This window comes from Rhizobium sp. FKL33, from assembly GCF_005222915.1.
In the GTDB taxonomy this organism is placed as follows: domain Bacteria; phylum Pseudomonadota; class Alphaproteobacteria; order Rhizobiales; family Rhizobiaceae; genus Rhizobium_E.
In genome coordinates, this window is record NZ_STFX01000009.1 from 269,786 (window position 1) to 293,458 (window position 23,673).

Annotated in this window: 24 protein-coding genes; 17 read left to right on the forward strand and 7 right to left on the reverse strand. The window is 62.4% G+C overall.

Annotated features, from left to right (window positions below; genetic code table 11):
- Positions 1-31 precede the first annotated feature (31 nt).
- Positions 32-2,320 (reverse strand): HAMP domain-containing methyl-accepting chemotaxis protein, encoded by a 2,289-nt coding sequence (locus E8Q41_RS07475; protein ID WP_137154880.1) that lies wholly within the window; start codon positions 2,318-2,320, stop codon positions 32-34.
- 283 nt (positions 2,321-2,603) lie between these two features.
- On the opposite strand from E8Q41_RS07475, the gene ruvC reads away from it, so the two are divergent.
- From ruvC to E8Q41_RS07515, 8 genes are read left to right on the forward strand one after another with little or no spacing between them, the layout of a single operon-like run.
- Positions 2,604-3,125: a crossover junction endodeoxyribonuclease RuvC gene (ruvC, locus tag E8Q41_RS07480; protein ID WP_137154881.1), complete on the forward strand. Its 522-nt coding sequence runs from the start codon at positions 2,604-2,606 to the stop codon at positions 3,123-3,125.
- A gap of 55 nt (positions 3,126-3,180) precedes the next feature.
- Complete coding sequence (locus tag E8Q41_RS07485; RefSeq protein ID WP_137154882.1) at positions 3,181-3,447, forward strand: AbrB/MazE/SpoVT family DNA-binding domain-containing protein; 267 nt, start codon at positions 3,181-3,183, stop codon at positions 3,445-3,447.
- Positions 3,428-3,844, forward strand: coding sequence for a type II toxin-antitoxin system VapC family toxin (locus E8Q41_RS07490; RefSeq protein WP_137154883.1), 417 nt, complete (start codon positions 3,428-3,430; stop codon positions 3,842-3,844). The genes E8Q41_RS07485 and E8Q41_RS07490 overlap by 20 nt, the downstream gene beginning before the upstream one ends.
- A gap of 13 nt (positions 3,845-3,857) precedes the next feature.
- Complete coding sequence (gene ruvA / locus E8Q41_RS07495) at positions 3,858-4,475, forward strand: Holliday junction branch migration protein RuvA (RefSeq protein ID WP_137154884.1); 618 nt, start codon at positions 3,858-3,860, stop codon at positions 4,473-4,475.
- A gap of 52 nt (positions 4,476-4,527) precedes the next feature.
- Positions 4,528-4,788: an AbrB/MazE/SpoVT family DNA-binding domain-containing protein gene (locus E8Q41_RS07500; protein WP_170976395.1), complete on the forward strand. Its 261-nt coding sequence runs from the start codon at positions 4,528-4,530 to the stop codon at positions 4,786-4,788.
- Positions 4,785-5,183 (forward strand): PIN domain-containing protein, encoded by a 399-nt coding sequence (locus tag E8Q41_RS07505; protein ID WP_137154885.1) that lies wholly within the window; start codon positions 4,785-4,787, stop codon positions 5,181-5,183. The genes E8Q41_RS07500 and E8Q41_RS07505 overlap by 4 nt, the downstream gene beginning before the upstream one ends.
- Positions 5,180-6,220, forward strand: a complete 1,041-nt coding sequence (ruvB, locus tag E8Q41_RS07510) for a Holliday junction branch migration DNA helicase RuvB (RefSeq protein ID WP_137154886.1) — start codon at positions 5,180-5,182, stop codon at positions 6,218-6,220. Before E8Q41_RS07505 ends, ruvB begins: the two co-directional genes overlap by 4 nt.
- Positions 6,221-6,222: 2 nt before the next feature.
- Entirely contained in the window at positions 6,223-7,122 is a 900-nt protein-coding gene (locus E8Q41_RS07515) for a metallophosphoesterase (protein ID WP_137154935.1), read from the forward strand.
- A 2-nt stretch (positions 7,123-7,124) separates the two neighbouring features.
- On the opposite strand, the gene E8Q41_RS07520 is transcribed toward E8Q41_RS07515, so the two are convergent.
- From E8Q41_RS07520 to iolG, 3 genes are all read right to left on the reverse strand, one after another.
- Positions 7,125-8,285 carry an acyltransferase gene (locus tag E8Q41_RS07520; protein ID WP_137154887.1) on the reverse strand — a complete coding sequence of 387 codons (1,161 nt, stop codon included), beginning with the start codon at positions 8,283-8,285 and terminating at the stop codon, positions 7,125-7,127.
- A gap of 4 nt (positions 8,286-8,289) precedes the next feature.
- Positions 8,290-9,459 carry an acyltransferase gene (locus E8Q41_RS07525; protein ID WP_170976396.1) on the reverse strand — a complete coding sequence of 390 codons (1,170 nt, stop codon included), beginning with the start codon at positions 9,457-9,459 and terminating at the stop codon, positions 8,290-8,292.
- A gap of 139 nt (positions 9,460-9,598) precedes the next feature.
- Complete coding sequence (gene iolG / locus E8Q41_RS07530) at positions 9,599-10,588, reverse strand: inositol 2-dehydrogenase (protein WP_137154889.1); 990 nt, start codon at positions 10,586-10,588, stop codon at positions 9,599-9,601.
- 273 nt (positions 10,589-10,861) lie between these two features.
- Here iolG and E8Q41_RS07535 point away from each other — a divergent pair, with 273 nt between their 5' ends.
- On the forward strand, positions 10,862-11,158 hold the full coding sequence (locus E8Q41_RS07535; RefSeq protein WP_137154890.1) for a hypothetical protein: 297 nt from the start codon (positions 10,862-10,864) through the stop codon (positions 11,156-11,158).
- 10 nt (positions 11,159-11,168) lie between these two features.
- Here E8Q41_RS07535 and E8Q41_RS07540 read toward each other — a convergent pair whose 3' ends face one another.
- Entirely contained in the window at positions 11,169-11,609 is a 441-nt protein-coding gene (locus E8Q41_RS07540; RefSeq protein ID WP_137154891.1) for a hypothetical protein, read from the reverse strand.
- A 57-nt stretch (positions 11,610-11,666) separates the two neighbouring features.
- A complete protein-coding gene (locus E8Q41_RS07545) occupies positions 11,667-12,698 on the reverse strand; it encodes a LysR substrate-binding domain-containing protein (protein WP_137154892.1) in 1,032 nt (343 codons plus the stop codon).
- 263 nt (positions 12,699-12,961) lie between these two features.
- On the opposite strand from E8Q41_RS07545, the gene chvE reads away from it, so the two are divergent.
- The 8 genes from chvE to E8Q41_RS07585 all read left to right on the forward strand — a co-directional run bounded on the left by chvE (position 12,962) and on the right by E8Q41_RS07585 (position 22,003).
- A complete protein-coding gene (chvE, locus tag E8Q41_RS07550) occupies positions 12,962-14,026 on the forward strand; it encodes a multiple monosaccharide ABC transporter substrate-binding protein (protein ID WP_137154893.1) in 1,065 nt (354 codons plus the stop codon).
- Between the two features lie 122 nt (positions 14,027-14,148).
- A complete protein-coding gene (gene mmsA / locus E8Q41_RS07555) occupies positions 14,149-15,684 on the forward strand; it encodes a multiple monosaccharide ABC transporter ATP-binding protein (RefSeq protein ID WP_137154894.1) in 1,536 nt (511 codons plus the stop codon).
- Positions 15,684-16,901, forward strand: a complete 1,218-nt coding sequence (gene mmsB / locus E8Q41_RS07560) for a multiple monosaccharide ABC transporter permease (protein WP_137154895.1) — start codon at positions 15,684-15,686, stop codon at positions 16,899-16,901. The genes mmsA and mmsB overlap by 1 nt, the downstream gene beginning before the upstream one ends.
- Before the next feature lie 84 nt (positions 16,902-16,985).
- Positions 16,986-17,981 (forward strand): AraD1 family protein, encoded by a 996-nt coding sequence (gene araD1 / locus E8Q41_RS07565; protein ID WP_137154896.1) that lies wholly within the window; start codon positions 16,986-16,988, stop codon positions 17,979-17,981.
- Between the two features lie 52 nt (positions 17,982-18,033).
- A complete protein-coding gene (locus tag E8Q41_RS07570) occupies positions 18,034-19,467 on the forward strand; it encodes an aldehyde dehydrogenase family protein (protein ID WP_137154897.1) in 1,434 nt (477 codons plus the stop codon).
- Between the two features lie 28 nt (positions 19,468-19,495).
- Positions 19,496-21,235, forward strand: coding sequence for an L-arabinonate dehydratase (gene araD, locus E8Q41_RS07575; protein ID WP_137154898.1), 1,740 nt, complete (start codon positions 19,496-19,498; stop codon positions 21,233-21,235).
- 112 nt (positions 21,236-21,347) lie between these two features.
- Positions 21,348-21,593 carry a type II toxin-antitoxin system Phd/YefM family antitoxin gene (locus tag E8Q41_RS07580; protein WP_170976397.1) on the forward strand — a complete coding sequence of 82 codons (246 nt, stop codon included), beginning with the start codon at positions 21,348-21,350 and terminating at the stop codon, positions 21,591-21,593.
- A complete protein-coding gene (locus E8Q41_RS07585; protein WP_137154900.1) occupies positions 21,590-22,003 on the forward strand; it encodes a type II toxin-antitoxin system VapC family toxin in 414 nt (137 codons plus the stop codon). The genes E8Q41_RS07580 and E8Q41_RS07585 overlap by 4 nt, the downstream gene beginning before the upstream one ends.
- 215 nt (positions 22,004-22,218) lie before the next feature.
- On the opposite strand, the gene E8Q41_RS07590 is transcribed toward E8Q41_RS07585, so the two are convergent.
- Positions 22,219-23,478, reverse strand: coding sequence for an ROK family transcriptional regulator (locus E8Q41_RS07590; protein ID WP_137154901.1), 1,260 nt, complete (start codon positions 23,476-23,478; stop codon positions 22,219-22,221).
- Positions 23,479-23,673: the final 195 nt, after the last annotated feature.

A 23,673-nucleotide genomic window follows, 5' to 3' on the forward strand; every position in this document is an offset into this window, starting at 1 on the left:
CGCGCGGCGCGTCTGAATTGATCGAAAGCGATCAGCCTGCGCGGCGGAATTGCCGGCGCGCCTCATCGGCCTCGAGCCGGAACTGGGCGATGCGGCCGTCCATTTCAGAGGCTTCGCGGGCGAGCTGGTGGATCGCGGCGGTGGTCTCCTCCACCATGGCGGCGTTCTGCTGGGTCATGCCGTCGATGGCGTTGACGGAGGAGGAGATGTGACCGAGCGTTTCGGCTTCCGCGGCGGTCGCCGTCATGATCTCCTCGATGCGGCCATTGATCTGCCCGACATAGCCGCCGATCGATTGCAGCGCTTCACCGGCCTTCTCCACCAGCTCCACGCCGGCCTGCACGTCCAGCGTCGACTTGTTGAGGAGATCGGTGATCTCCTTGGCGGCGCGGGCCGAACGCTGGGCCAGTTCCCGCACTTCCTGGGCGACGACGGCGAAGCCTTTGCCGCTCTCGCCGGCGCGGGCGGCCTCGACGCCGGCGTTCAGCGCGAGCAGATTGGTCTGGAAGGCGATCTCGTCGATCACGGAAATGATCGAGTTGATCTGCGTCGAGGAGTTCTGGATCGCCTCCATCGCCCGCACTGCGTTTTCCATGATATGCGCGGAGCGCTCCGTGCCCGACGCCGCCTCGCGGGCGATGCGGGTGGCGTCGCCGGCGCGCGCCTTCTGCGCGTCGACCGAACGGACGATCTCGTTGATGGCGGAGACGGTTTCGCTGATGGCGACCGACTGGCGTTCGGTGCGCTCGGCCAGCTGATCGGCGCCTTCGCGCATTTCATCGGATCCGGCTCGAACCGCCAGCGAATTGCGGCGGATGGCCTGCAGCGCATCGGCGAGCGTCGCCATGGAGGCGTTGAAATTCTGGCGCAGGCTGTCGAGCGAGGGCGGGAAGCGCGTGTCGATCGCAAAGGCGATGTCGCCCTTCGCCATACGGGTCAGGCCTTCGCCCAGCGCATCGACGACGCCCTGCAGGGTCGCGGCCTCGCGCTCCTGTTCGGCGAGACGGGCGAGGCGGGCTTCTTCCTCGGCGCGGCGGGCGGCTTCCGCTTCGCCTTCCATGGCCTGCTGGCGCACCAGCTTGTCGCGGAAGGAGACGAGCGCCCGCGACATCACGCCGATCTCATCGGGCCGGCCGGCGCCGTCGATCACGGTGTCCAGACGTCCGGCAGCCACGGTTTCGGTGACCTGCGCCAGCTTGACCAGCGGACGGAACATGCGGCTGAGGATCAGCCCCGCAAGCGCCGCAGCGGCGACGAGCACGGCGAGTCCCAGAAGCGTCAATTGTTCGGCGACGGTGAAGGAGCCCTCGTCCAGTTCCTCCGTCAGCACGCTTTCAGCCATGTGATAGCGCGCGCCGTCGATTTCCATCGGCAATGCAAAGGCTTTGGCGGCCCCGTCGGCGCGGATGATGTCGCGGCCAAAGGCGTCGAGCCCTGTCATGTCGTCGGCGGACAGTCTTCCGGCCGACTTCAGCCTATCGTCGGCGCCTGGGGTGATGACGTCGCCCGCCGTCGTGACGATGCTTGCCTGCTCGCTGCCGCCCGCCGGGATGGCCATGGACAGCACCGAGGCCAGAACCTCGTCCTTGACCCGGAACATGAAGGTGCCGCGATGAGCTCCGAGATTGAGCAGCGGCGCTGCGAAATAGACTTCCGCCGAACCGGTGTTGGCGTCGACGCCGATGCCGGAGAACAGTGGCGCGACATCGTCGCTTTGGGCGGCCTTGACCGCGTCCACGGTCTTCGCTTGCAATGCGCCGAGGCCCGTCGACGCCCAGGCGGCGTCGGCGAGATTGGCGGCGAAAGTCTCGTCCTTCTTGTAGGAATAGACGACGTTGCCCTTTCCATCGACGATCAACAGATCGGAGAAGGGGCTGGAGGCGAGAAGTTTCTTGACCTCGGGCTGCAATTCCTCATGCGCGGAGAAGTAATAGCCGCTCGGTCCTTCCGGCTTTACGAGCTTCTCGCGCTCGCCGGCTGGATTGAGGTTCTTGGCGATGAACACGTTGCGAAGGGCGGCCGCGGCGTCGCCCGGCTTCTTGTCCAGGGTCTTCCAGCCGCTCTTGAGATTGACCATGGATTTCTGCAACGCCTCGATAGCGGCGATCGCGCCCGCCTGATGGCTGATCTGGGCGATCCGGCCCTCGAGCGTGGCGACGCGGAATTCCAGGATGCTGCGCATAGACCGCGCCGATTGTTCGACGAGCACGGATCGGGTGCTGAAATAGCCGAGAGAGACGAGCGCGCCCACGGAAACGATGATGAGCGCTATGAACAGTGCGACGACCTTCGCTTTCAACGACTGAAAAATTCGTGGCATATCCGCCTTACCTTTAAACATGCTCGACACCGTGTTCTCACCGGCTGCGGTAGACGGATCGTCCTGAAGATTCGTCGCGGACCGCCGCAGCGATGCGACGTAGGGTCTGATCATTTTTGTAACTATCTTACATTTTGCCTAACTTCTTTAAGTTATGGTTAAGCACTCACTCGTTGACGGTTTGGCGTAGCGGAACGACTGCAATCCGCGTCCATCCCGGCTTGTCTCGGCTATTTTCATCCTCGCGAATCTGGCCTAATGAGAACAAAAAGGGAAAATTCGCATGAGCGCTCTGATTCGGATTGTCGGCATCGACCCCGGCCTGCGACGCACCGGCTGGGGCGTCATCGAGACGCTCGGCAATTCGCTGCGCTTTGTGGCCTCGGGCACGGTGACCTCTGATGACAAGGCCGACCTCGCCTCGCGGCTCTGCCAGCTTCACGACGGTCTTGCCGACGTCATCCATCTCCACCAGCCCGACGAGGCGGCGGTCGAGCAGACCTTCGTCAACAAGGATGCGACGGCGACCTTGAAGCTCGGCCAGGCGCGCGGCATCGCCATGCTGGTTCCGGCCCGCGCCGGCCTGCCGGTCGCCGAATATGCTCCGAACGCGGTCAAGAAAGCGGTGATCGGCGTCGGCCATGGCGAAAAACAGCAAATTCACATGATGCTGAAAGTGTTGATGCCGAAGGCGACGTTCCAGGGCAATGACGCCGCCGACGCGCTGGCCATCGCCATCTGCCATGCCCATCACCTCGGCGGCGCCGCGAGCCGGCTGAAGGCGATGGCCAGGGCCGCGCTGTAGTTTGTTCTTGACTTGTTCTGCTTTCCTCTTTAGGTAATACCGGAGGGGTATTACCATGCGCGTTACGGAAAAAGGTCAGGTCACCATACCGAAAGAGATTCGCGACCATCTGGGAATCCAGCCGGGCAGCGAGGTGGATTTCATTCCGTCGCGCGATGGCGCTCTGCTTGTTGTGGCCAGCCCGGAAAGCACGGGGGCCGCCGCCAAGAAGTTTCGGGAATGGGCGGATCAGGTGGTGGGGATGTTGGATCTCGACGGCCAAACGACCGACGAATTCATGACCTGGATCCGGGGCGAGCGCGATGACATCGACGCTGGTTGATACGAATATCTTTATTGATCTACTCGGTCCCGCGACGGCGCATCGCGCCTGGTCGGCGCGTGCGCTTGAAATGTGCCTTACCAGTGGCCCGATCATTATGAGTTCGGTCGTCTGGTCTGAGCTTGCTGCTTCGCCTTTGTCTGAAGCCCAGCTTACTGCGGTCTTGGGGTATCTCGACCCCATCCGGGAGACGGTCTCGTTCGATGCGGCCTTTGCAGCTGGCAAAGCGCATCGGCTCTATCGCATGGCAGGCGGCCAACGAGAGCGCACGCTTCCCGACTTTTTCATCGGTGCGCAGGCGCTGACGGGAAAACACCTACTCTTGACCCGGGACGGCGACCGTTACGCGCGCTATTTTCCCGGATTGACCCTCGTTTCCCCCGACACATTTTCTTGAAGGCTTGGACGTCATGATCGGAAAACTCAAAGGCGTGATCGAGGAAATCGGCGAGGACTATGTGCTCGTGGATGTCCACGGCGTCTGCTACGTCGCCCATTGCTCGGCGCGCACGCTGTCGCGCATCGGCTCGGTCGGGGAAGCGGTGGTGCTGTTCATCGAGACCTATGTGCGCGAGGATCAGCTCAAGCTGTTCGGTTTCATGAGCGGGCTTGAGCGCGAATGGTTCCGTATGCTGCAGATCGTCCAGGGCGTCGGCTCGAAAGTGGCGCTGGCGGTGCTGTCGACGCTCACGCCGTCGGAACTCGCCAACGCCATCGCCCTGCAGGACAAAACCACCATTTCGCGCGCGCCGGGCGTCGGTCCCAAGGTCGCCGTCCGCATCCTCACCGAACTCAAGAGCAAGGCGCCGGCCTTCAGCGGCGACGCCGGTCAATCGATCGGTCTCAAACAGGAACTGGGTGAGGGCGTCGCGCCGGCGCCGGTGGCCGACGCCGTCTCCGCGCTCACCAATCTCGGCTATTCCCGCGACCAGGCTGCAAGCGCCGTAGCTGCTGCGCTCAAGAATGGCGGCGAAGGCGCCGACAGCGCCAAGCTCATCCGACTTGGCTTGAAGGAACTGGCGCGGTGATCCTTACTTGTGTTACTGTTCCTTACGTTGACGAGTTTGAAAGGAAGTCGCCATGTTGATCGTCCATAGCACGCTGACCTCCAAAGCTCAGACCACCATCCCTTCTGAAGTCCGTGATGCGCTCAACTTAAGGGTGGGAGACCGGATCAATTATTTCATTGATGGGGCCAGGGTCATGCTGCGGGTGAAGAATAAGCGCGCCGTCGATCTGGCCGGATTGCTGCATGATCCTCATCGTCCCGCGGTAAGCGTGGAAGATATTGAAACGTCCATTGCCGACGCCATAGCGGATGACGTGGCGGCATCGCGATGATCGGTCTCGACACCAATATCTTGTTGCGTCTGGTCCTCAGGGATGACCCGGTACAAACCGAACTCGCGATCGGTCTTGTTGACAGTCTATCGAAAGAAAACCCGGGCTATGTGAACTGTATCACCTTGCTGGAATTCACGTGGTACCTTCGCCGGCGTCTCAAACTCGAGCGCCGGCTTGTGGCGGATACGGTATTCAGCCTCTTGCAGGCTGAAGATCTTGTTTTTGAAGACGAAGAGCTGATTGGAGCAGCCTTGATGAGGATGTCGGACACCAGCGTTGAGTTTGCCGACACCATTATTGCTTTGCGCAACAAGCGTGACGGCTGTTCGACAACTCGGACCTTCGATATGGCTGCTGCGCGGCAGTTACCCGAAATGGAACTCCTGCAATGAGCGCTCCCAACACCCTCCTCACGCCCGAAAAGCGCGGCGACGATCTCGACACCGCGCTCCGGCCGCAATCGCTCGACGATTTCACCGGCCAGGCGGAGGCGCGCGCCAATCTGAAGATCTTCATCGAGGCGGCGAAGAATCGCGGCGAGGCGCTTGATCACGTGCTGTTCGTCGGTCCGCCCGGCCTCGGCAAGACCACGCTCGCCCAGATCATGGCTAAGGAATTGGGCGTCAATTTCCGCTCGACCTCGGGCCCCGTCATCGCCAAGGCCGGCGATTTGGCCGCACTGCTCACCAATCTCGAAGAGCGCGACGTGCTGTTCATCGACGAAATCCACCGCCTCAACCCGGCGGTCGAGGAAATCCTCTATCCCGCCATGGAGGATTACCAGCTCGATCTGATCATCGGCGAGGGGCCTGCGGCGCGGTCGGTGAAGATCGATCTTTCGAAATTCACGCTGGTCGCCGCCACCACGCGCCTTGGCCTGCTTACCAATCCGCTACGCGACCGTTTCGGCATTCCCGTGCGGCTGAATTTCTATACGGTCGAGGAGTTGCAGTCGATCGTCCGGCGCGGCGCCCGGCTGATGGGGCTCGGCATGACCGATGACGGCGCGCGCGAAATCGCCCGCCGCGCCCGCGGGACGCCGCGCATCGCCGGTCGCCTGTTGCGTCGCGTCCGCGATTTCGCCGAGGTCGCCAAGGCCGAAGCGGTCACCGCCGAGATCGCCGACAAGGCGCTCACCCGGCTCGACGTCGACAATATGGGCTTCGACCAGCTCGACCGACGCTATCTCACCATGATCGCCGTCAATTTCGGCGGCGGCCCCGTCGGCATCGAGACGATTTCGGCGGGCCTGTCCGAGCCGCGCGACGCGATCGAAGACATTATCGAGCCCTATTTGATCCAACAGGGCTTCATCCAGCGTACGCCGCGCGGCCGTGTATTGACGGCGGTGGCCTGGAAACATCTGGGGCTGACGCCGCCCGCCAATCTCGTGCAGACGCAGATCGGCCTCTTCCAGGACGACGAGTGACCATGCTCAGTCGTCGCGCCTTTCTGCGATGGGCGTTTGGCGGCCTGGCGACGGTTGCGGCTTTCGCAGGCTATCCGCTTGTCGAGGTCATGGCCACGCCGCGCGTGACCCGCTACCGGCTTACTCCGAGGAATTGGACGCCGCGTTTGAAATTGCATGTCGTCGCGCTCGCCGATTTTCACGCCTGCGATCCCTGGATGACGTCCGAGCGTATCCGCTCCATCTGCGATCAGGCCAATGCGCTCGAGCCCGACATCATTCTCCTGCTCGGGGATTATGTTCGCGGCATGAACAGGTTCGTCGCCGATGTTCCGGCGAGCGACTGGTCTGCGGCGATGGCCGGACTTTCGGCGCCGCTCGGCGTTCACGCCGTGCTCGGTAATCACGATTGCTGGGAGGATCTGTCCTTCCAGCGCGATCCGAAAAGCCGGACGATCGCCGAGAAGGCGTTGAGCGCCATCGGCGTCGAGGTCTATGTCAACCGGGCCGTGCGGATCGAAAAGGATGCCGTCGGCTTCTGGCTCGCGGGCCTCGGCGACCAGATGGCGCTGCGTCCGGGGAAACGGTTCGGGCGCACGCAGTTTGCCGGAACCGACGATCTGCCGTTGACGCTGGACGCCATTCATACCGACGAGCCGGTCCTGCTGATGGCGCATGAACCCGACATCTTCGATCGCGCCGATGGCCGCGTCAGTCTGACGCTCTCCGGCCATACCCATGGCGGACAGATCAACCTGTTCGGCTGGCGGCCCGTTTCGGCGTCGGTCGGTTCCGCGCGCTATCCGGCGGGGCATTTTCACAAGGGCGGCCGCGATCTTGTCGTCTCGCGCGGCCTGGGCTGCACCATGCTGCCTATCCGTGTCGGAGCCTGGCCGGAAATCTTGTCGATCCAGCTCGGTTGATCTCAGACCGCGACCGTCGGAGGTCGCGGGCGATCGAGAAGCCAACCGCCGAGCCAGGTCCGGCAGAGCGGCTCCAGCCAGCGCGCCGCAGCGTAAGCAGAGAGAATCGAAGTCGCGGCGGCAATCGTGGTGAAGGCCGGGTTGGACATCGGGTGGCCATGGCTCGCGATCAGGATCAGCCGCCCAATCGGGTAATGCAGGCAGAATATGGGATAGGACAGCGCCCCAAACAGCCGCGATATGCTCTCTGTGCGTTTGTTCGTCAGGGCCGGGTCGGCGGCGGCGAGCAACAGGATGGGGATCATTGTGACGAGACTGACCGCCGTTACGACCCCGTTGAAGCCGATCGGATTGGCGAGCAACGCCAGAAGCAGGCCGTAGACGATCCAAGGACGACGGAGCGCATCGGGGACCAGCCGCCGTACAATTTCCGGTCGCCAGCGATGCACATGATGCAGGAGCATGCCTGCGCCCAGCCCGAAGGCGATGCGCAGAAACCCGCCGAGAAAATTGGTTTCGCTCCAGCCCACGGACGGATTGAACGCCTCTCGTCCTGGCGAGAGGCCGATATGAACGCCATAGACGATGAAAATAGCGAAAGCGAGGGCCGTGAACAGGCAGAGCGCCTTGGTCCTCAAGCGCGCAAGACCGATGAACTGCACAGTGCCGATCATTTCGAAGAACAGCGTCCAGGTCGGCGTGTCGGCGGGAAACAGCGGCCCGGTGGCCATGTGGTGGATCTTCATGTCTTCCAGCGAACAGGTGCTGAAAAAGGGCAGGAAGAGCAGGTTGACGGCGGCGCTTTCGAGGCTTTGACCGAGGCTGAAGGACGTGGCCCGCGTGCCGACCAGCAGCAGAAGCGCGATCAGCCCGAGACCGGTGCCGACCACGAAAGCCGGATAAAGCCTGACGACGCGGCGCGCCAGCAGCGCCTTGAGCGGCATGCCGGCGCGGACCCGCTCGCCATAGCTGTGCGCTAGCACGAAACCGCTCAGCATGAAGAAGAGATCGACCGCCACGGCGCTTTGCGCAAACGGGTAGAGCGTGTGGCCGAACAGATGGATCTCTTCGGACATGAAATGGTCGAGCATCACGGCGATCGCGGCGACGCCGCGAATGCCGTCGAGCACGGGAAACCGCTCTTTGGTCGCTGCGCCCGTCACGCGGTCATTCTCCAAGCTCGAGACCGGCAGGCTGAGACGCGCGCCGGTGACGCCGCGCGGCGATCATCCGTCGCAGCGGCCGGTCGATGAAGGCCGCCGCCAAGAGGGCTGCGAGGATCGACAGGCTTCCGGCGAGCAGGGCAAAGCTCCAGGTCGAGAGGTTCAGGTCGCGGGTGGCAAGCGCGGTCAGGCGTCCCACCGGAAAATGCAGGCAATAGAGCGGATAGGAGAGATAACCGAGAAAGATGGAGGCGCGCTCCATTCTTGCGCTTGCGGATTGCGACATCGCGCCGATCGCCACGATCGCAGGGATCGCCACGAGCAAGGTCGGAACCGTGATCAGGCCGCGCGCGGCGAAGGGATTGATCAGCAGGCAGAAGGCCGCGAGATAGAGCAATCCCGGCGTAAACAGCCTGAAAGACGCCGAGGCGCGGATTTTCGGGCCGATTTCCCTAAGCCTGCGATAGAGCAGCACGCCGAGAGCGAAGCCGAAACCGACGCGGAAAAAGCCGCCGGCGACCGTATCCGTGCTCCAGCCGAGCGAGGGATTGAAGCCGGCTTTGTCGTTGGGGAGGCCGGTGTAAAGGCCGAAAACGAAATAGCCGACCCAGCACAGAGCGATGACGACCGCCAGTTGTCGCGTGCTCCGGCCGATCAGCCAGGGCAGGGCCAGGCTCGCCAGCATTTCGAAGAACAGCGACCAGGCGGGAGGATTGGCCGGGAAGATCGACGCCACCAGCGACCCGTGGGCGGCGAGATCGCGGATGACGTCATGCGACAGGAACGGCAGGAAGAACAGGTTGACGGCGACGCTCGCCATCGCCCGTTCGGGGTTCATGGTCGTCAAGCCGGCCGTGATCAGCAGCGCCAAGGTCAGGGCGCCGAGCAGGAGACCGGTGATGAACAGCGGGTAGAGACGCACGAAGCGTTTGGTCATGAGCCAGCGCAGCGACATGCCGTCTGCGATGCGGCCCGCATAGGCATGGCAGAGCACGAAACCGCTCAGCACGAAGAACAGGTCGACGGCGAGCGAGCTTTGGGTGAAGGGAACGATCGGGTGGCCGAGCAGACGAAATTCCGCCGACAGAAAATGCCCGCACATCACGGCGATGGCGGCCACGCCGCGCAGACCGTCCAGCACATGATAGCGCTGTTCTTCCGTGTTGAGGGGCATATGCGGCGTCTCCATCGATGCGACGCCTGTCTAACGCGCGCAGGAATAGATCCGCAAAAAGAGACGCTTCTCTGGTTAACGAACCGGACGCGTCGCGCCGAAATAGGGCATCGACGCGTCCAGTTTTATCAGAACCGTGTCAGATCGCGACGCGCTTGCCCGTTTTGACGCTTTCCAGCGCGGCATCCGCGAGCTTCAGCGCCAAGAGGCCGTCCGTGCCGGTCGGGCTGATCGCCGCGCCCTGTTCGATCGCAGCGATGAAGCTCGCGATCTCGTTGGCGTAGGCTTCGGTATAGCGGGTCATGAAGAAGTCGTGCAGCGGCGGGCGGGTATAGCCCTGGCCATTGGCGATTTCGATCGACACCGGGCGCTGGTTTTCGGCCGAGACCACGCCTTCCGAGCCATGCACTTCGATGCGCTGGTCGTATCCATAGGTGGCGCGGCGGGAATTGGTGATCACGGCCTGACGGCCCGACGCCGTTTCCAGGATCACGGTGGCGCTGTCGAAATCGCCGGCCTCGCCGATAGCTGGGTCGACGAGAACGGCGGCGTGCGCCGAGACGGAGACGACCTCTTCGCCCAGCAGGAAGCGGGCCATGTCGAAGTCATGGATGGTCATGTCGCGGAAGATGCCGCCCGAGCGGGTGATATAATCCACCGGCGGCGCGCCCGGGTCGCGCGAGGTGATGGTGACCATCTCGACCTTGCCGATCTTGCCTTCGTCGATCGCCTGCTTCACCGCCATGAAATGCGGGTCGAAGCGGCGGTTGAAACCGACCATCAGCTTGGCGTTGGTTTCTTCCACCACCTTCAGGCAGGCCTCGACGCGGCCCGCGTCGAGATCGACGGGCTTTTCGCAGAAGATCGCCTTGCCGGCGCGGGAGAAGCGCTCGATGAGGTCGGCATGGGTGTCGGTGGGGGTGCAGATCACCACCGCGTCGATGTCGTTGGCGGCTTCGATCTGGCTGATCGAGCGCACTTCGGCGCCATATTGCTGGGCGAGCGCAGTCGCCGCCTCGGCAAAGGCGTCGGCCACCGCCACGAGCTTGGCGTCGGCATTGCCGCTTACCGCCTTGGCGTGCACCTTGCCGATGCGGCCGGCGCCCAGAACCCCGAATCTCACTGTCATGATACTTTTCTTTCTCGCTTGCAGGCGCGCGCGGGCAGGCTCTGACGCCTTGGCCTCGCAGCGCGAATAACCGGCTTGATGACTCCTCCGGCCAGCCAAACGCCTCGCTCCGACCGGTCGCGCCTCCTCCATATCAAAATGGAATGACCGGATCAATTCGGCGTGAGTGGAATAAATGTTCCGTTATGACCGGCCGCGACACAGGCGTATCGCCCTTGCCCGATGGCCCCGAACATGCGATTTGCGAAACCGTGAACTCAAGCCGAGGCATCCATGGCGTCCGACAAGAACAAGCCGCCCTTCTATCTGATCGACACGTCGTCGGAATTTTATCGTCCGGCGGTCCGGCGCTACGCAATCTGCGCCTCCGTCGCGGTTTGGGCCGGTTTGGAGATCTATGCCTGGCAGCCGTTCTGGATGGTCATCGCGGTCGCTCTTGCTGCTTACTGCATCTACACGCTGATCATCGCCTATAAGCCGCCGCAACAAGCGGCGCCGGCGCCGGCCCCCACGGCCGACGACAGCGACGACGGCGGCGATGGCGGCGGTGATGGCGGCGGATCAGACTGAACTCTGACGATCAGGCGAGGCGGGCCAGCGCCGTGTCAATCAATTGATTGGCGATCATCATGCGCCGCGTGGCCGCAGCGCGATAGTCGGCCCCGACGCGGTCGGGATGGTTGGCCAACGCGAATTCCCGCCGCCGGTCGCGGATCGCCGCCGTTCCCTTGCACTGATCAAGAGCGAGATCCTCGGCGATCTCCGCGTCCGAGAGGCGGTCGAGCCAGGCAGGCGGTTCCTTGAGTTTCGGCGGCGGCGCATAGTCGTCGAACAGTCCGGCCCAATCCAGCCGGGCGTCACGCGCCGCGGACGCCTCGTCCGCCTCTTCGGCGAGCCCGACGAAAGAGGCCCTGAGGCCGCGTGGCGGCTGATAGGCCGCGCCGATGTCCTCGGCGGGCTCCTCCTGGCGATCCATTCCTTCGAGCACCGTCTCGAAGAGGCTGCGTCCAAAAACCGGCATCACGTCTCCTGTCGACTTCGTTCTGCCCGGCCTGCATGGATCGAGGCTGGCGCGGCGTCAGGTTTCTCCGCCATCGTCCAGCCGGATGCGCTCGCATTCGTCGAGGATCACGTCATGCAAAAGCTTGGCCGAAGGCGGCAGCGCCCGGCCTCGGGCGGTGATCAGGCTGTAGGGCTTGAGATTGATGTGGAAATCGGTCTCCACGATGGCGATCTGGCCCATACGGTTGCCGCTCGCGGCGATAAAGCGCGCCACGTCTTCGGCGATCGGGGCGATGGCGTCGGTCTCGGCGATGAGCGCCATGGTCAGCGTCACCGAAGGCGTGCTGACGACATTGGAGGGCAGGGGCAGGCCGCGTTCGATGAACATGACTTCCAGAGTGCGCCTGAGCAGCGAGCCCGGCGGCTGGAACACCCATTCGAATTCACTGAGCTCCGCCAGACTCACCGGCCGCTTTCTGAGCACCGGGTGGCCGGCGCGGGCGACGATGCAGGCTTTTTCCAGCCCCAGCGGCCGGGCGTCGAACTGCCGCGGGCTCATGTCGTCCGGCATCCGGCCCATGATGAAATCGTAGCGCGCCGAGATGAGGTCGCGCGCCAGCGAATTGCTGGTGTCCTGTTGGATGTTGATCTGGATCGAGGGATAAAGCGCGCGCACGCGGTTGATCGCCGGCACGGCGAGACTGATCGCCGGCGCCGTCACCGACCCGATGTTCACCGAGCCGCCATAGCCCGTCTTGAGTTCGGTGATCTCGCGGTCCGCCTCGCGGATTTCGAGCAGGATCGCCCGCGCCCGCCGCGCCATCGCGTCGCCGAAGCGCGTCATGACCATGCCCTTGGCGACGCGATCGCACAAAGGTGCTTTGAGAATCGATTCGATTTCGTGCAACATGCGGGAAGCCGCAGGTTGGGAAATCGTCAGGGCCTCCGCCGCAGCGCTTACCTGGCCGTGATCCGCGAGTGCCGAAATCAATCTGAGGTGGTTGAGCTTCAGGCCGCTTTTGATGAGGGAATCGCTCTCTTTTTCAGCTTGATAGCGGTTCTTGGGCGCTGCCGGCGGTCCCGCCGTTAAATTTCCACTCTCGTCCATGCGGCGTTTCCGATTGAAAAGTATGACTTTTTGTTAATTATATCACTTTTGATATAGAGATCTATCACTATTGTATTTGACAGTTATATCGATTTAAGAGCAGTTTGCGCTCGAACGCAGGGGAGGGGAGTTGGAGGAGCGCCTCGGTCCACTCCTTCCGTGATCGGTCGCGGAAGGCATGCCAGGGTGTTTGCCTATACCTCCCAGTGTTTCGCCGACAGCCGGCTTTGTTGGCTGTTTCATGAACCAGGGAGAGAACCTTTATGAAAATCATTACTTCGCTGCTCGCTGCAGCCGCCATGTCCGTTGCGACCTTCGTCGCCCCGGCTTTCGCCGACAAGGGCACCGTCGGCATTTCCATGCCGACCAAGACCTCCACGCGCTGGATCTCCGATGGCGAGACCATGGAGAAGCTGTTCAAGGACGCCGGCTACACCCCGGACCTCCAGTTCGCCGATGACGACATTCCGAACCAGCTGTCGCAGATCGAAAACATGGTCACCAAGGGCGCGAAGGTGCTCGTGATCGCCGCCATCGACGGCACGACGCTGTCCGACATCCTGCAGAAGGCCCATGACGCTGGCGTCAAGGTCATCGCTTACGACCGCCTGATCCGCGATTCCGGCAATGTCGACTACTACGCGACCTTCGACAACTTCCAGGTCGGCGTGCTGCAGGCGACTTCGCTCGTTCAGGGCCTGAAGCTCGACGGCGCAACCGAGCCGAAGAATGTCGAACTGTTCGGCGGTTCGCCGGACGACAACAACGCCTTCTTCTTCTATGACGGCGCGATGTCGGTTCTCCAGCCGCTGATCGACTCCAAGAAGATCGTGATCAAGTCCGGCCAGATGGGCATGGATCAGGTCGGCACGCTGCGTTGGGACGGCGCTGTCGCCCAGGCTCGCATGGAAAACCTGCTGTCCTCCACCTACACCGACGCCAAGGTCGACGGCGTGCTGTCGCCCTATGATGGTCTCTCCATCGGCATCATCTCCGCGCTGAAGGGCGTTGGCTACGGCTCCGGCGACCTGCCGATGCCCGTCGTCACCGGCCAGGACGCCGAACTGCCGTCGGTCAAGTCCATCCTCGCTGGCGAACAGTACTCGACCGTGTTCAAGGACACGCGCGAACTCGCCAAGGTTGCCGTCGGCATGGTCGACGCCATCATGTCCGGCAAGGAGCCCGAGATCAACGACACCAAGACCTACGACAACGGCGTGAAGGTCGTTCCGTCCTTCCTGCTGAAGCCGGTTGCGGTCGACAAGACCAACGCCAAGGACGTCCTCGTGGGCGCCGGCTACTACACCGAAGACCAGATCAACAACTGATCACGCGTCTTTCACAATCTGGGGTCCGCAGAACATGCGGACCCTTTCTCACATAGTATGGGACCCCTGAATGTCGCCCGGCCCGGCGCTATCGGCGTCTGTCTGGTGCTGGAAAAAGCAACATGGATAAAATCATTCTGGAAATGCGGGGCATCACAAAGACGTTTCCGGGCGTGAAAGCCCTGAACAATGTGAGCTTCAAGGTCCGCCAAGGCGAGATCCACGCGCTGGTTGGGGAGAACGGCGCTGGCAAGTCAACCCTTATGAAAGTGCTGAGCGGGGTTTATCCCGCGGGCACGTTCGACGGCGAAATTCTGTTCGACGGAGAGGCGCGCCGCTTCGGCAAGATCTCCGACAGCGAACATCTCGGCATCATCATCATTCACCAGGAACTGGCGCTCGTGCCGCTCCTGTCGATCGCGGAAAACATCTTCCTCGGCAATGAAATCGCCGAGAGGGGCGTGATCAACTGGCAGCAGACGTTTGCGCGCACCCAGGACCTGCTCGACAAGGTCGGCCTCAAGGAGGCGCCCAGCACGCTGATCAACGATATCGGCGTCGGCAAGCAGCAGCTTGTGGAAATCGCCAAGGCGTTGTCCAAGAAGGTTCGGCTCCTCATTCTCGACGAGCCCACCGCCTCGCTCAACGAAAAGGATTCCGATGCGCTGCTCGAACTCCTGATGGAGTTCCGCCGCCAGGGAATGACCTCGATCATCATTTCCCACAAACTCAACGAGATCCGCAAGGTCGCCGACCAGATCACCATTCTGCGCGACGGCGGAACCGTGGGGACGCTCGACTGTCACAAGGAAGAGATCAGCGAGGACACGATCATCAAGGGCATGGTCGGCCGCGACATGGAGGATCGCTATCCGCCGCGCGACGTGCCGATCGGCGAGACGATCCTCGAGGTCAAGAACTGGAACGTCTATCACCAGAACCATCGCGACCGGAAATTCCTGCATGACATCGCCTTCCATGTCCGCGCCGGCGAAGTCGTCGGCATCGCCGGACTGATGGGCGCCGGCCGCACGGAAACTGCGATGAGCATTTTCGGCCGCTCCTGGGGGCACAAGATCACCGGCGATGTGCAGATGCATGGCAAGCCGGTCGACGTGAGCACCATTCCCAAGGCGATCGACGCCGGCCTCGCTTACGTGACCGAGGACCGCAAGCATCTCGGCCTCGTGCTGATCAACAACATCAAGGACAACACCACGCTCGCCAATCTCGACGGCGTGTCGTCCATGGGCGTGATCGACGAGCACAAGGAATCGAAGATCTCCACGGATTACCGCAGCAAGCTGCGCATCCGCTCGCATTCGATCTATCAGGAAACCGTGAACCTGTCGGGCGGCAACCAGCAGAAGGTTGTGCTGTCGAAATGGCTGTTCACCAATCCCGAAGTGCTGATCCTCGATGAGCCAACGCGCGGCATCGATGTCGGCGCGAAATACGAAATCTACTCCATCATCAATCAACTGGCGGCCGAGGGTAAAGGCATTCTGATGATCTCGTCGGAAATGCCCGAACTGCTCGGCACCTGCGACCGCATTTACGTCATGAACGAAGGACGCATCGTCGCCGAACTTCCCAAGGCGGAAGCAAGCCAGGAATCCATCATGCGCGCCATCATGCGCTCCGGGGAGAAACACTAATGGTCTCGGAAAATTCGACCACCGCATCCAACGAGGTGTCCTTCGGCGCCTATTTCCGCAAGAACATCCGCGAATACGGGCTTTTGATCGCGCTCGTCGTCATCATGCTGTTCTTCCAGGTCATCACCGAAGGCGTGCTTTTCCGCCCGGTCAACCTGACCAATCTGGTGCTGCAGAACTCGTTCATCGTCATCATGGCGCTGGGCATGCTGCTGATCATCGTCGCGGGGCATATCGACCTGTCGGTCGGCTCCATCGTCGCCTTCGTCGGCGGCATGTCGGCGATCATGCTGGTGAAATGGCAGATGAGCCCGATCATCGTCGTGCCGCTCTGCCTGATCATCGGCGGTGTGGTTGGCGCGGCTCAGGGCTACTGGATCGCGTATCAGAAGATTCCGGCCTTCATCGTGACGCTGGCCGGTATGCTGGTGTTCCGCGGTCTCACCTATCTCGTGCTGCAGAACCGTCCGCTCGGCCCCTTCCCGAAGGACTTCCAGATTCTCTCGACTGGTTTCGTGCCTGACTTCTTCGGCTTCCTCGTTTCCGATCCTTCGACCAGCCTGATCAAGAATTGGTTCGCGCTGATCGTCATCGTAGCCGGCGTCGCCTACATGATCTACAGCGGTTTCCGCACCCGCAAGGTCAACGAGCAGCATGGTTCGCAGAACGAGCCCTTCACCTTCTTCGTCGCGCAGATGGCGGTCACCGCGATCGTCGCCATCTATCTGGGCTTCCAGCTGTCGACCTATAAGGGCCTGCCGAACGTTCTCGTCGTCATGGCGTTGCTGATCGGCCTTTACGGCTTCGTGACGACCCGCTCCACCATCGGTCGCCGCATCTACGCGATGGGCGGCAATGAGAAGGCCGCCAAGCTCTCGGGCATCAACACCGAACGCCTGACCTTCCTGACCTTTGTCAATATGGGCGCTCTCGCCGGCCTCGCCGGCATGATCATCGCCGCTCGCCTGAATTCGGCGACCCCGAAGGCCGGCGTCGGCATCGAGCTCGACGTCATCGCGGCCTGCTTCATCGGCGGCGCGTCCGCGTCCGGCGGCGTCGGCAAGATCACCGGAGCCGTGGTCGGCGCCTTCATCATGGGCGTGCTGAACAACGGCATGTCGATCATGGGCCTGTCGATCGATTACCAGCAGCTCGTGAAGGGTCTGGTCCTGCTCGCCGCCGTCTATTTCGACGTCTACAACAAGCGCAAGGGCTGAGCCCTTCCTCGATTTCCCGCCCGGACGGCTTTGCGCCCCGGGCGGGCCACCCCATATGAGATATGCTCGCGAAAGGAATAAATCGTGCTGATTTCGCAGATCAAGACTGAGACAGGCGGCGTCGCCGTCGTCGCCCGCGAACTGGGCGGCGAAGCCCGCATCGTCAAGGGCGCCGAAAGCGTGTACCAGCTCGCCATGCTGGCGGCCTCCCAGGGCAAGGCTTTGAAGGACGTGATCATTTCTTTCGGTTTTGCTAATGTTATCGATCTCATTCAGATCCGCGACGAGAAGCGCTTCCTGCCGCCGATCACCCATCCGGATCCGGCGCATCTGCATCTCACCGGCACCGGCCTGACGCATCTCGGCTCCGCCGCGACCCGCGACGCCATGCACAAGAAGACCTCGGAAGCCGCCGAGGAGACGCTCACCGATTCCATGAAGATGTTCCGCATGGGCCTCGAAGGCGGCAAGCCGAAGGCCGGCGAAAAGGGCGTGCAGCCGGAATGGTTCTACAAGGGCAACGGCACGCAGTCCGTATCTCCGGAACAGCCGCTCGTGTCTCCCTCCTTCGCGCTCGATGGCGGCGAAGAGCCCGAAATGGCCGGCATCTATGTGATCGGCGAGGACGGCACGCCGTTCCGGGTCGGCTTTGCGGTGTCCAACGAGTTTTCCGATCACGTCACCGAACGGATCAACTATCTCTATCTCGCCCATTCCAAGCTGCGCCAGGCCAGCTTCGGCCCGGAAATCCGCATCGGCGCGCCGCCGGAGGATATCCGCGGCACATCGCGTATTCGCCGCGGCGATCAGGTGATTTTCGAGAAGCCCTTCCTGTCGGGCGAAGCGAATATGTCCCACACTTTCGCCAATCTCGAATATCACCACTTCAAATATGAGTTGTTCCGCCAGCCGGGCGAGGTGCATGTGCACATGTTCGGCACGGCCACGCTGTCCTTCGCTGAAGGCGTCAAGCCCCAGCCGGGCGACGTGTTCGAAATCGAAGCCCCGGATTTCGGTCTGGCGCTGCGCAATCCGCTGGCCGTCGCCGAAGAGGCCGACGTCGCCGTCCGCATACTTTAATGAAAAGGCGCGCGCGCCCGTCAGGGCCGCGCCTGAACAAGGAGACTATACTATGGCGCTTCATCAGAACCTGATCGCCGGCGAATGGATCGGCGGGGACGCTGTTCCCAATATCAATCCGTCCGACACCAATGACGTGGTGGGCGAATACGCCCGCGGCTCCGCCGACGACATGAAGACCGCAATCGCCGCCGCCAAGGCCGCATTCCCGGCCTGGTCGCGTTCGGGCATCCTCGAGCGTCACGCCATCCTCAAGAAGACCGCAGACGAGATCCTCGCCCGCAAGGACGAACTCGGCGCGCTGCTCAGCCGCGAGGAAGGCAAGACGCTGCCGGAAGGCATCGGCGAGACCATCCGCGCCGCCCAGATCTTCGATTTCTTCGCCGGCGAATGCCTGCGTCTGACGGGCGAGACCGTGCCGTCGGTGCGTCCGAATATCGGCGTCGAAATGAGCCGCGATCCGCTCGGCGTCATTGGCATCATCACGCCCTGGAATTTCCCGATCGCCATTCCGGCCTGGAAGATCGCCCCGGCGCTGGCCTATGGCAACACGGTCGTGTTCAAGCCGGCCGAACTCGTGCCGGGCTGCGCCTGGGCGATCGTCGACATCCTCCACCGCGCCGGTCTGCCCAAGGGCGTGCTCAACCTCGTGATGGGCAAAGGCTCGGTCGTCGGCCAGGTCATGCTCGACAGCCCGGATCTTTCCGGCCTGACCTTCACCGGCTCCACCGGCACCGGCAAGCGCGTCGCGCTGTCCTCTATCGAGCATAACCGCAAGTTCCAGCTGGAAATGGGCGGCAAGAACCCGTTCGTGGTGCTCGACGACGCTGATCTCAACGTCGCTGTCGAAGCCGCCGCCAACTCGTCGTTCTTCTCGACCGGCCAGCGCTGCACGGCGTCGTCGCGCCTCATCGTCACCGAGGGCATTCACGACAAGTTCGTCGCCGCTCTGACCGAGCGCGTCAACAATCTGAATGTCGACCATGCGCTGAAGTCGGGCACGCAGATCGGCCCGGTGGTCGATCCCGGTCAGCTCAAGCAGGACGAGGACTATATCGCCATCGGCAAGCAGGAAGGCGCAAACCTCGTCTGCGGCGGCGAGCGTCTCGAGCGCGAAACGCCCGGCTATTATCTGAAGCCGGCGCTGTTCACCGAAGCCACCAACGACATGCGCATCTCCCGCGAAGAGATCTTCGGACCCGTCGCCGCCGTCATCCGCGTCAAGGATTACGAAGAAGCGCTGCATGTCGCCAATGACACGATCTTCGGCCTGTCGTCGGGCATCGCCACCACCAGCCTCAAGCATGCGACGCATTTCAAGCGCAATGCCGAAGCCGGCATGGTGATGGTCAACCTGCCGACAGCCGGCGTCGATTTCCACGTGCCGTTCGGCGGCCGCAAGGCGTCGTCCTTCGGCAGCCGCGAACAGGGCAAATACGCCGCCGAATTCTTCACCTCCGTCAAAACAGCCTACACGCTGGCTTGAGGATCGGTTTTCGGCAAAGGACAAGACAATGAAAAAGAAAGCAGAATGGCCGCGCAAGCTGAGATCGCAGGAATGGTATGGCGGCACCAGCCGTGACGTCATCTACCATCGCGGCTGGATGAAGAATCAGGGCTATCCGCACGACCTGTTCGACGGACGGCCCGTGATCGGCATCCTCAACACCTGGTCGGACATGACGCCCTGCAACGGGCATCTGCGCGAACTGGCCGAGAAGGTGAAGGCGGGCGTGTGGGAGGCCGGCGGCTTCCCGATGGAAGTGCCGGTGTTTTCGGCGTCGGAAAACACGTTCCGCCCCACCGCGATGATGTACCGCAACCTCGCGGCGCTCTCGATCGAAGAGACCATCCGCGGCCAGCCGATGGATGGCTGCGTGCTGCTGGTCGGCTGCGACAAGACCACGCCGTCGCTCTTGATGGCGGCGGCCTCTGTTGACCTGCCGTCGATCGTCGTCACCGGCGGCCCGATGCTGAACGGCTATTTCCGCGGCGAGCGCGTCGGTTCCGGCACGCATCTGTGGAAGTTCTCGGAAATGGTGAAGGCCGGCGAGATGACGCAGGCCGAGTTCCTGGAGGCGGAAGCCTCCATGAGCCGTTCCTCGGGCACCTGCAACACCATGGGCACCGCCTCCACCATGGCTTCCATGGCGGAAGCTCTGGGCATGGCGCTGTCGGGCAATGCCGCGATCCCGGGCGTCGATTCCCGCCGCAAGGTCATGGCGCAGCTCACCGGCCGCCGCATCGTGCAGATGGTCAAGGATGACCTCAAGCCGTCCGACATCATGACCAAGCAGGCCTTCGAAAACGCCATCCGCACCAATGCGGCCATCGGCGGCTCGACCAATGCGGTCATCCACCTGCTCGCCATGGCCGGCCGCGTCGGCATCGATCTGACGCTCGACGATTGGGACCGTTGCGGCCGCGACGTGCCGACCATCGTCAACCTGATGCCGTCGGGCAAATACCTCATGGAAGAGTTCTTCTATGCAGGCGGCCTGCCGGTGGTGCTGAAGCGTCTCGGCGAAGCCGGCCTCCTGCACAAGGACGCGATTACCGTCTCGGGCGAAAGCATCTGGGACGAGGTCAAGGACGTCGTCAACTGGAACGAGGATGTCATCCTGCCGGCCGAGAAGGCGCTGACGCAGTCCGGCGGCATCGTGGTGTTGCGCGGCAATCTCGCCCCCAAGGGCGCGGTGCTCAAGCCGTCTGCCGCCACGCCGAGCCTGCTCGTCCATCGCGGCCGCGCCGTGGTGTTCGAGGATATCGACGACTACAAGGCCAAGATCAACGACGACAATCTCGACATCGACGAGACCTGCGTCATGGTCATGAAGAACTGTGGTCCCAAGGGCTATCCGGGCATGGCCGAAGTCGGCAATATGGGGCTGCCGCCCAAGGTGCTCAAGAAGGGCATCACCGACATGGTCCGCATCTCGGACGCCCGCATGTCCGGCACCGCCTATGGCACTGTCGTCCTGCACACCTCGCCGGAAGCCGCAGTCGGCGGCCCATTGGCCGTGGTCAAGAATGGCGATTTCATCGAGCTCGACGTGCCGAACCGCCGCCTGCACCTCGATATTTCCGAGGAGGAACTGGCGCGCCGTCTGGCCGAATGGAAGCCCCATCACGAACTGCCGGAATCGGGCTATGCCTGGCTCCACCAGCAGCATGTGCAGGGCGCCGACACCGGCGCCGACCTCGACTTCCTCAAGGGATGTCGCGGCAGCGCGGTGGGCAAGGACAGCCACTGAGATTGTTATCTCCATCACACACCGGCCTGGGCGGCGACGCCCGGGCCGTTTTGCGTCCTGATCTTGCCTTCTGCCGCAGGAAGACTACATTCGCTTGCAGCAGGAGATGGCGATGAAGACGCGACAGGTCGGTTCAGCCGAGTTCAGGGATCATTGTCTGGAGTTGATCGCGGAGATCAATGAGACGAGAGACACGCTGATCATCACCCAGAGCGGCAAGCCGGTCGCGTCCCTTGCGCCGCTTTCCGAACCATCTCGTCGCCGGTCCTTTCTCGGCGCCCTCAAAGGATCCGTCATTCATTACGACGATCCGGAAGCGCCTGCGATCGATGCGGATGCTTGGAACGCTAATCGATGATCTTGCTCGACACCCATGTGCTTGTTTGGGGCGTCGAGCAAAATAATCACTTGGGACCATACGCTCTCGCCGCGATTGATCGGGAATTGAGCGCTGCTTCGGTAAAGATCTCCGCAATTACTCCTTGGGAAATTGCGATGTTGGTCGAAAAGGGAAGACTGTTGTTGCGGCGGGAGTTATCCGATTGGATGTCTGCCGTTCAGGCGCTGGAGGGCTTGGAGATAGTTGCCCTGACGCCTGATATTGCTGTCGAGAGCGTAAGGTTGCCAGGAAGCTTCCACGCTGATCCAGCAGACCGGATTATCGTCGCGACTGCGCGAGTTCTCGATGCGATTTTGATAACGGCGGACAGGGCGATTCTCGCTTATTCAGAGGCAGGTCATGTGCGGGCGATAGACGCGCGCCAATAAAAAAACCGCTATCCCCTTGAAATTTTCCTGCGGTTAACCAAATATCAATCATCCTGTGATGAAACTGTCATCACGAAGAGTTACAGGAATTGCATCGAACGATCCGGCGACCACGGATGTACTGGCGCTGTCGATCGTTGGATGCCAGGGAAGGTCAGGTGAAGAACCTGGCCTTTTTTTGTTTTTGTGCTTTGGCCGAAGCTGGGCTCCTGTTGTCAGAGCGCCGAAGAGGCTTGCGGATGCGCCGCTTCCCGCCGGTCGCGCGTCTCGCCCTGATCGGGCAGGCTCTCGTCGAGAAACACCAGCGCCCGCATCAGGCAGCCTTCGCGGATCAGCGCGCGATAGTCGAGATAGCTGTCGACGACGCTGATCGGCACCGGCTGGCCGAAGCAGGCGCGCGACAGCGCCTCGCGGATACTGTCTTCCATGAATTCCATCGCGGCGATTCCAGGCCCTGTGAACACCAGCGGGATCGGGTCGAACAGCGTGAAGACATTGGAGAGCCCGGTGCCGATCGCCTTGCCGGCTTCGCGAAACGCCTGCCGCTCCGGCCCTTCGCCGGCGCGCGCCGCCTCAATCAGCGTCTGAAGCGCATCGGCCGGCGGATCTTCCTCGAGCAATTGCGTTTCCGGCACGCCGCGCGCCGCGCGCCACAGCGAATAGGTTCCGGCATAAGCCTCGATGCAGCCGCGCCGCCCACAGCGGCAGAGCGCGCCGTCAGGCCGGAAATTGGTGTGGCCGAACTCCACCGCCGAGGAGCGCACGCCCGAAAACATCCGGCCGTCCATATAGAGCCCCATGCCGACGCCGGTCGACAGGAGAACGGTGGCGAAGTTTGCGCCGTAGCGCTCCGGCGCGCGCCAGTGCAGCGCCTCGGCGATCATGTTGCTCTCGTTGGAAATCTCGACTTCCACGCCGAAGCGATCCTCGAGATATTGTCCGAGCGGCACATTGATGAGATCGATGACCGGCGACGACAGAAGCGTCTTTCGGTCCGCGTCGACGATGCCTTCCACCGCGGCCGAGATCCGCAGCAACGGACCGGCGTCGCGGGCATGCTTCTCCAACATCTCGCCCAGGAAGACGGTCACTTCCTTGCCGAGCGCATCGGCAGACAGCCGTTTGGTGCCGATGGTCCGCGTCTCGAAGGCGAAGACCTGGCCGCTGTAATCGGCGAGCGCGGTCTGGATTGTGTTGAGGCCGACGAAGACCACGGCGATTGTGGCGTGCGCCGGGCGAGGGCGCACCGAGACCTGTGGCCTGCCGCGGCGTTGCGCGCCTGCCTCCGCCAACGGATCCGCCGACAGAGCCCCCCGCTCCATCAGGCTGTTGGTGATGACCGTGACGGTCGACGCCGAAAGTCCCGTCGCCGCGCTGAGCTCGGTGCGGGACATCGGGCCATGGCGTCGAAGCGCCATCAGAACGCCAAATTGATTTTGCCGCCGGACATCGTCCTGGCGCACGATAATGGACATGGGACCAGCTCCTCCAACTGGTAAAACCGATCATGCGCTAGCAAAATCACTGTGCAATGCAACGCTTAATCGATTTGAAATACATCTTGACACAGGCGAAGATGTGAGTCACTCTTTTTTTCGACCCTCGAAAAAATAGGGTTCGCAACGGCCGGCTTCCGGGGATTAGGAGAAGAACCGGGTCGGCTGCAATCG

Excerpts from the sequence above, each read along its gene's own strand:
- E8Q41_RS07475 (WP_137154880.1), bottom strand. The coding sequence starts at position 2,320 with ATGCCACGAATTTTTCAGTCGTTGAAAGCGAAGGTCGTCGCACTGTTC.
- ruvC (WP_137154881.1), top strand. The coding sequence starts at position 2,604 with ATGAGCGCTCTGATTCGGATTGTCGGCATCGACCCCGGCCTGCGACGC.
- E8Q41_RS07485 (WP_137154882.1), top strand. The coding sequence starts at position 3,181 with ATGCGCGTTACGGAAAAAGGTCAGGTCACCATACCGAAAGAGATTCGC.
- E8Q41_RS07490 (WP_137154883.1), top strand. The coding sequence starts at position 3,428 with ATGACATCGACGCTGGTTGATACGAATATCTTTATTGATCTACTCGGT.
- ruvA (WP_137154884.1), top strand. The coding sequence starts at position 3,858 with ATGATCGGAAAACTCAAAGGCGTGATCGAGGAAATCGGCGAGGACTAT.
- E8Q41_RS07500 (WP_170976395.1), top strand. The coding sequence starts at position 4,528 with ATGTTGATCGTCCATAGCACGCTGACCTCCAAAGCTCAGACCACCATC.
- E8Q41_RS07505 (WP_137154885.1), top strand. The coding sequence starts at position 4,785 with ATGATCGGTCTCGACACCAATATCTTGTTGCGTCTGGTCCTCAGGGAT.
- ruvB (WP_137154886.1), top strand. The coding sequence starts at position 5,180 with ATGAGCGCTCCCAACACCCTCCTCACGCCCGAAAAGCGCGGCGACGAT.
- E8Q41_RS07515 (WP_137154935.1), top strand. The coding sequence starts at position 6,223 with ATGCTCAGTCGTCGCGCCTTTCTGCGATGGGCGTTTGGCGGCCTGGCG.
- E8Q41_RS07525 (WP_170976396.1), bottom strand. The coding sequence starts at position 9,459 with ATGCCCCTCAACACGGAAGAACAGCGCTATCATGTGCTGGACGGTCTG.
- iolG (WP_137154889.1), bottom strand. The coding sequence starts at position 10,588 with ATGACAGTGAGATTCGGGGTTCTGGGCGCCGGCCGCATCGGCAAGGTG.
- E8Q41_RS07535 (WP_137154890.1), top strand. The coding sequence starts at position 10,862 with ATGGCGTCCGACAAGAACAAGCCGCCCTTCTATCTGATCGACACGTCG.
- E8Q41_RS07540 (WP_137154891.1), bottom strand. The coding sequence starts at position 11,609 with ATGCCGGTTTTTGGACGCAGCCTCTTCGAGACGGTGCTCGAAGGAATG.
- E8Q41_RS07545 (WP_137154892.1), bottom strand. The coding sequence starts at position 12,698 with ATGGACGAGAGTGGAAATTTAACGGCGGGACCGCCGGCAGCGCCCAAG.
- chvE (WP_137154893.1), top strand. The coding sequence starts at position 12,962 with ATGAAAATCATTACTTCGCTGCTCGCTGCAGCCGCCATGTCCGTTGCG.
- mmsA (WP_137154894.1), top strand. The coding sequence starts at position 14,149 with ATGGATAAAATCATTCTGGAAATGCGGGGCATCACAAAGACGTTTCCG.
- mmsB (WP_137154895.1), top strand. The coding sequence starts at position 15,684 with ATGGTCTCGGAAAATTCGACCACCGCATCCAACGAGGTGTCCTTCGGC.
- E8Q41_RS07570 (WP_137154897.1), top strand. The coding sequence starts at position 18,034 with ATGGCGCTTCATCAGAACCTGATCGCCGGCGAATGGATCGGCGGGGAC.
- araD (WP_137154898.1), top strand. The coding sequence starts at position 19,496 with ATGAAAAAGAAAGCAGAATGGCCGCGCAAGCTGAGATCGCAGGAATGG.
- E8Q41_RS07580 (WP_170976397.1), top strand. The coding sequence starts at position 21,348 with ATGAAGACGCGACAGGTCGGTTCAGCCGAGTTCAGGGATCATTGTCTG.
- E8Q41_RS07585 (WP_137154900.1), top strand. The coding sequence starts at position 21,590 with ATGATCTTGCTCGACACCCATGTGCTTGTTTGGGGCGTCGAGCAAAAT.
- E8Q41_RS07590 (WP_137154901.1), bottom strand. The coding sequence starts at position 23,478 with ATGTCCATTATCGTGCGCCAGGACGATGTCCGGCGGCAAAATCAATTT.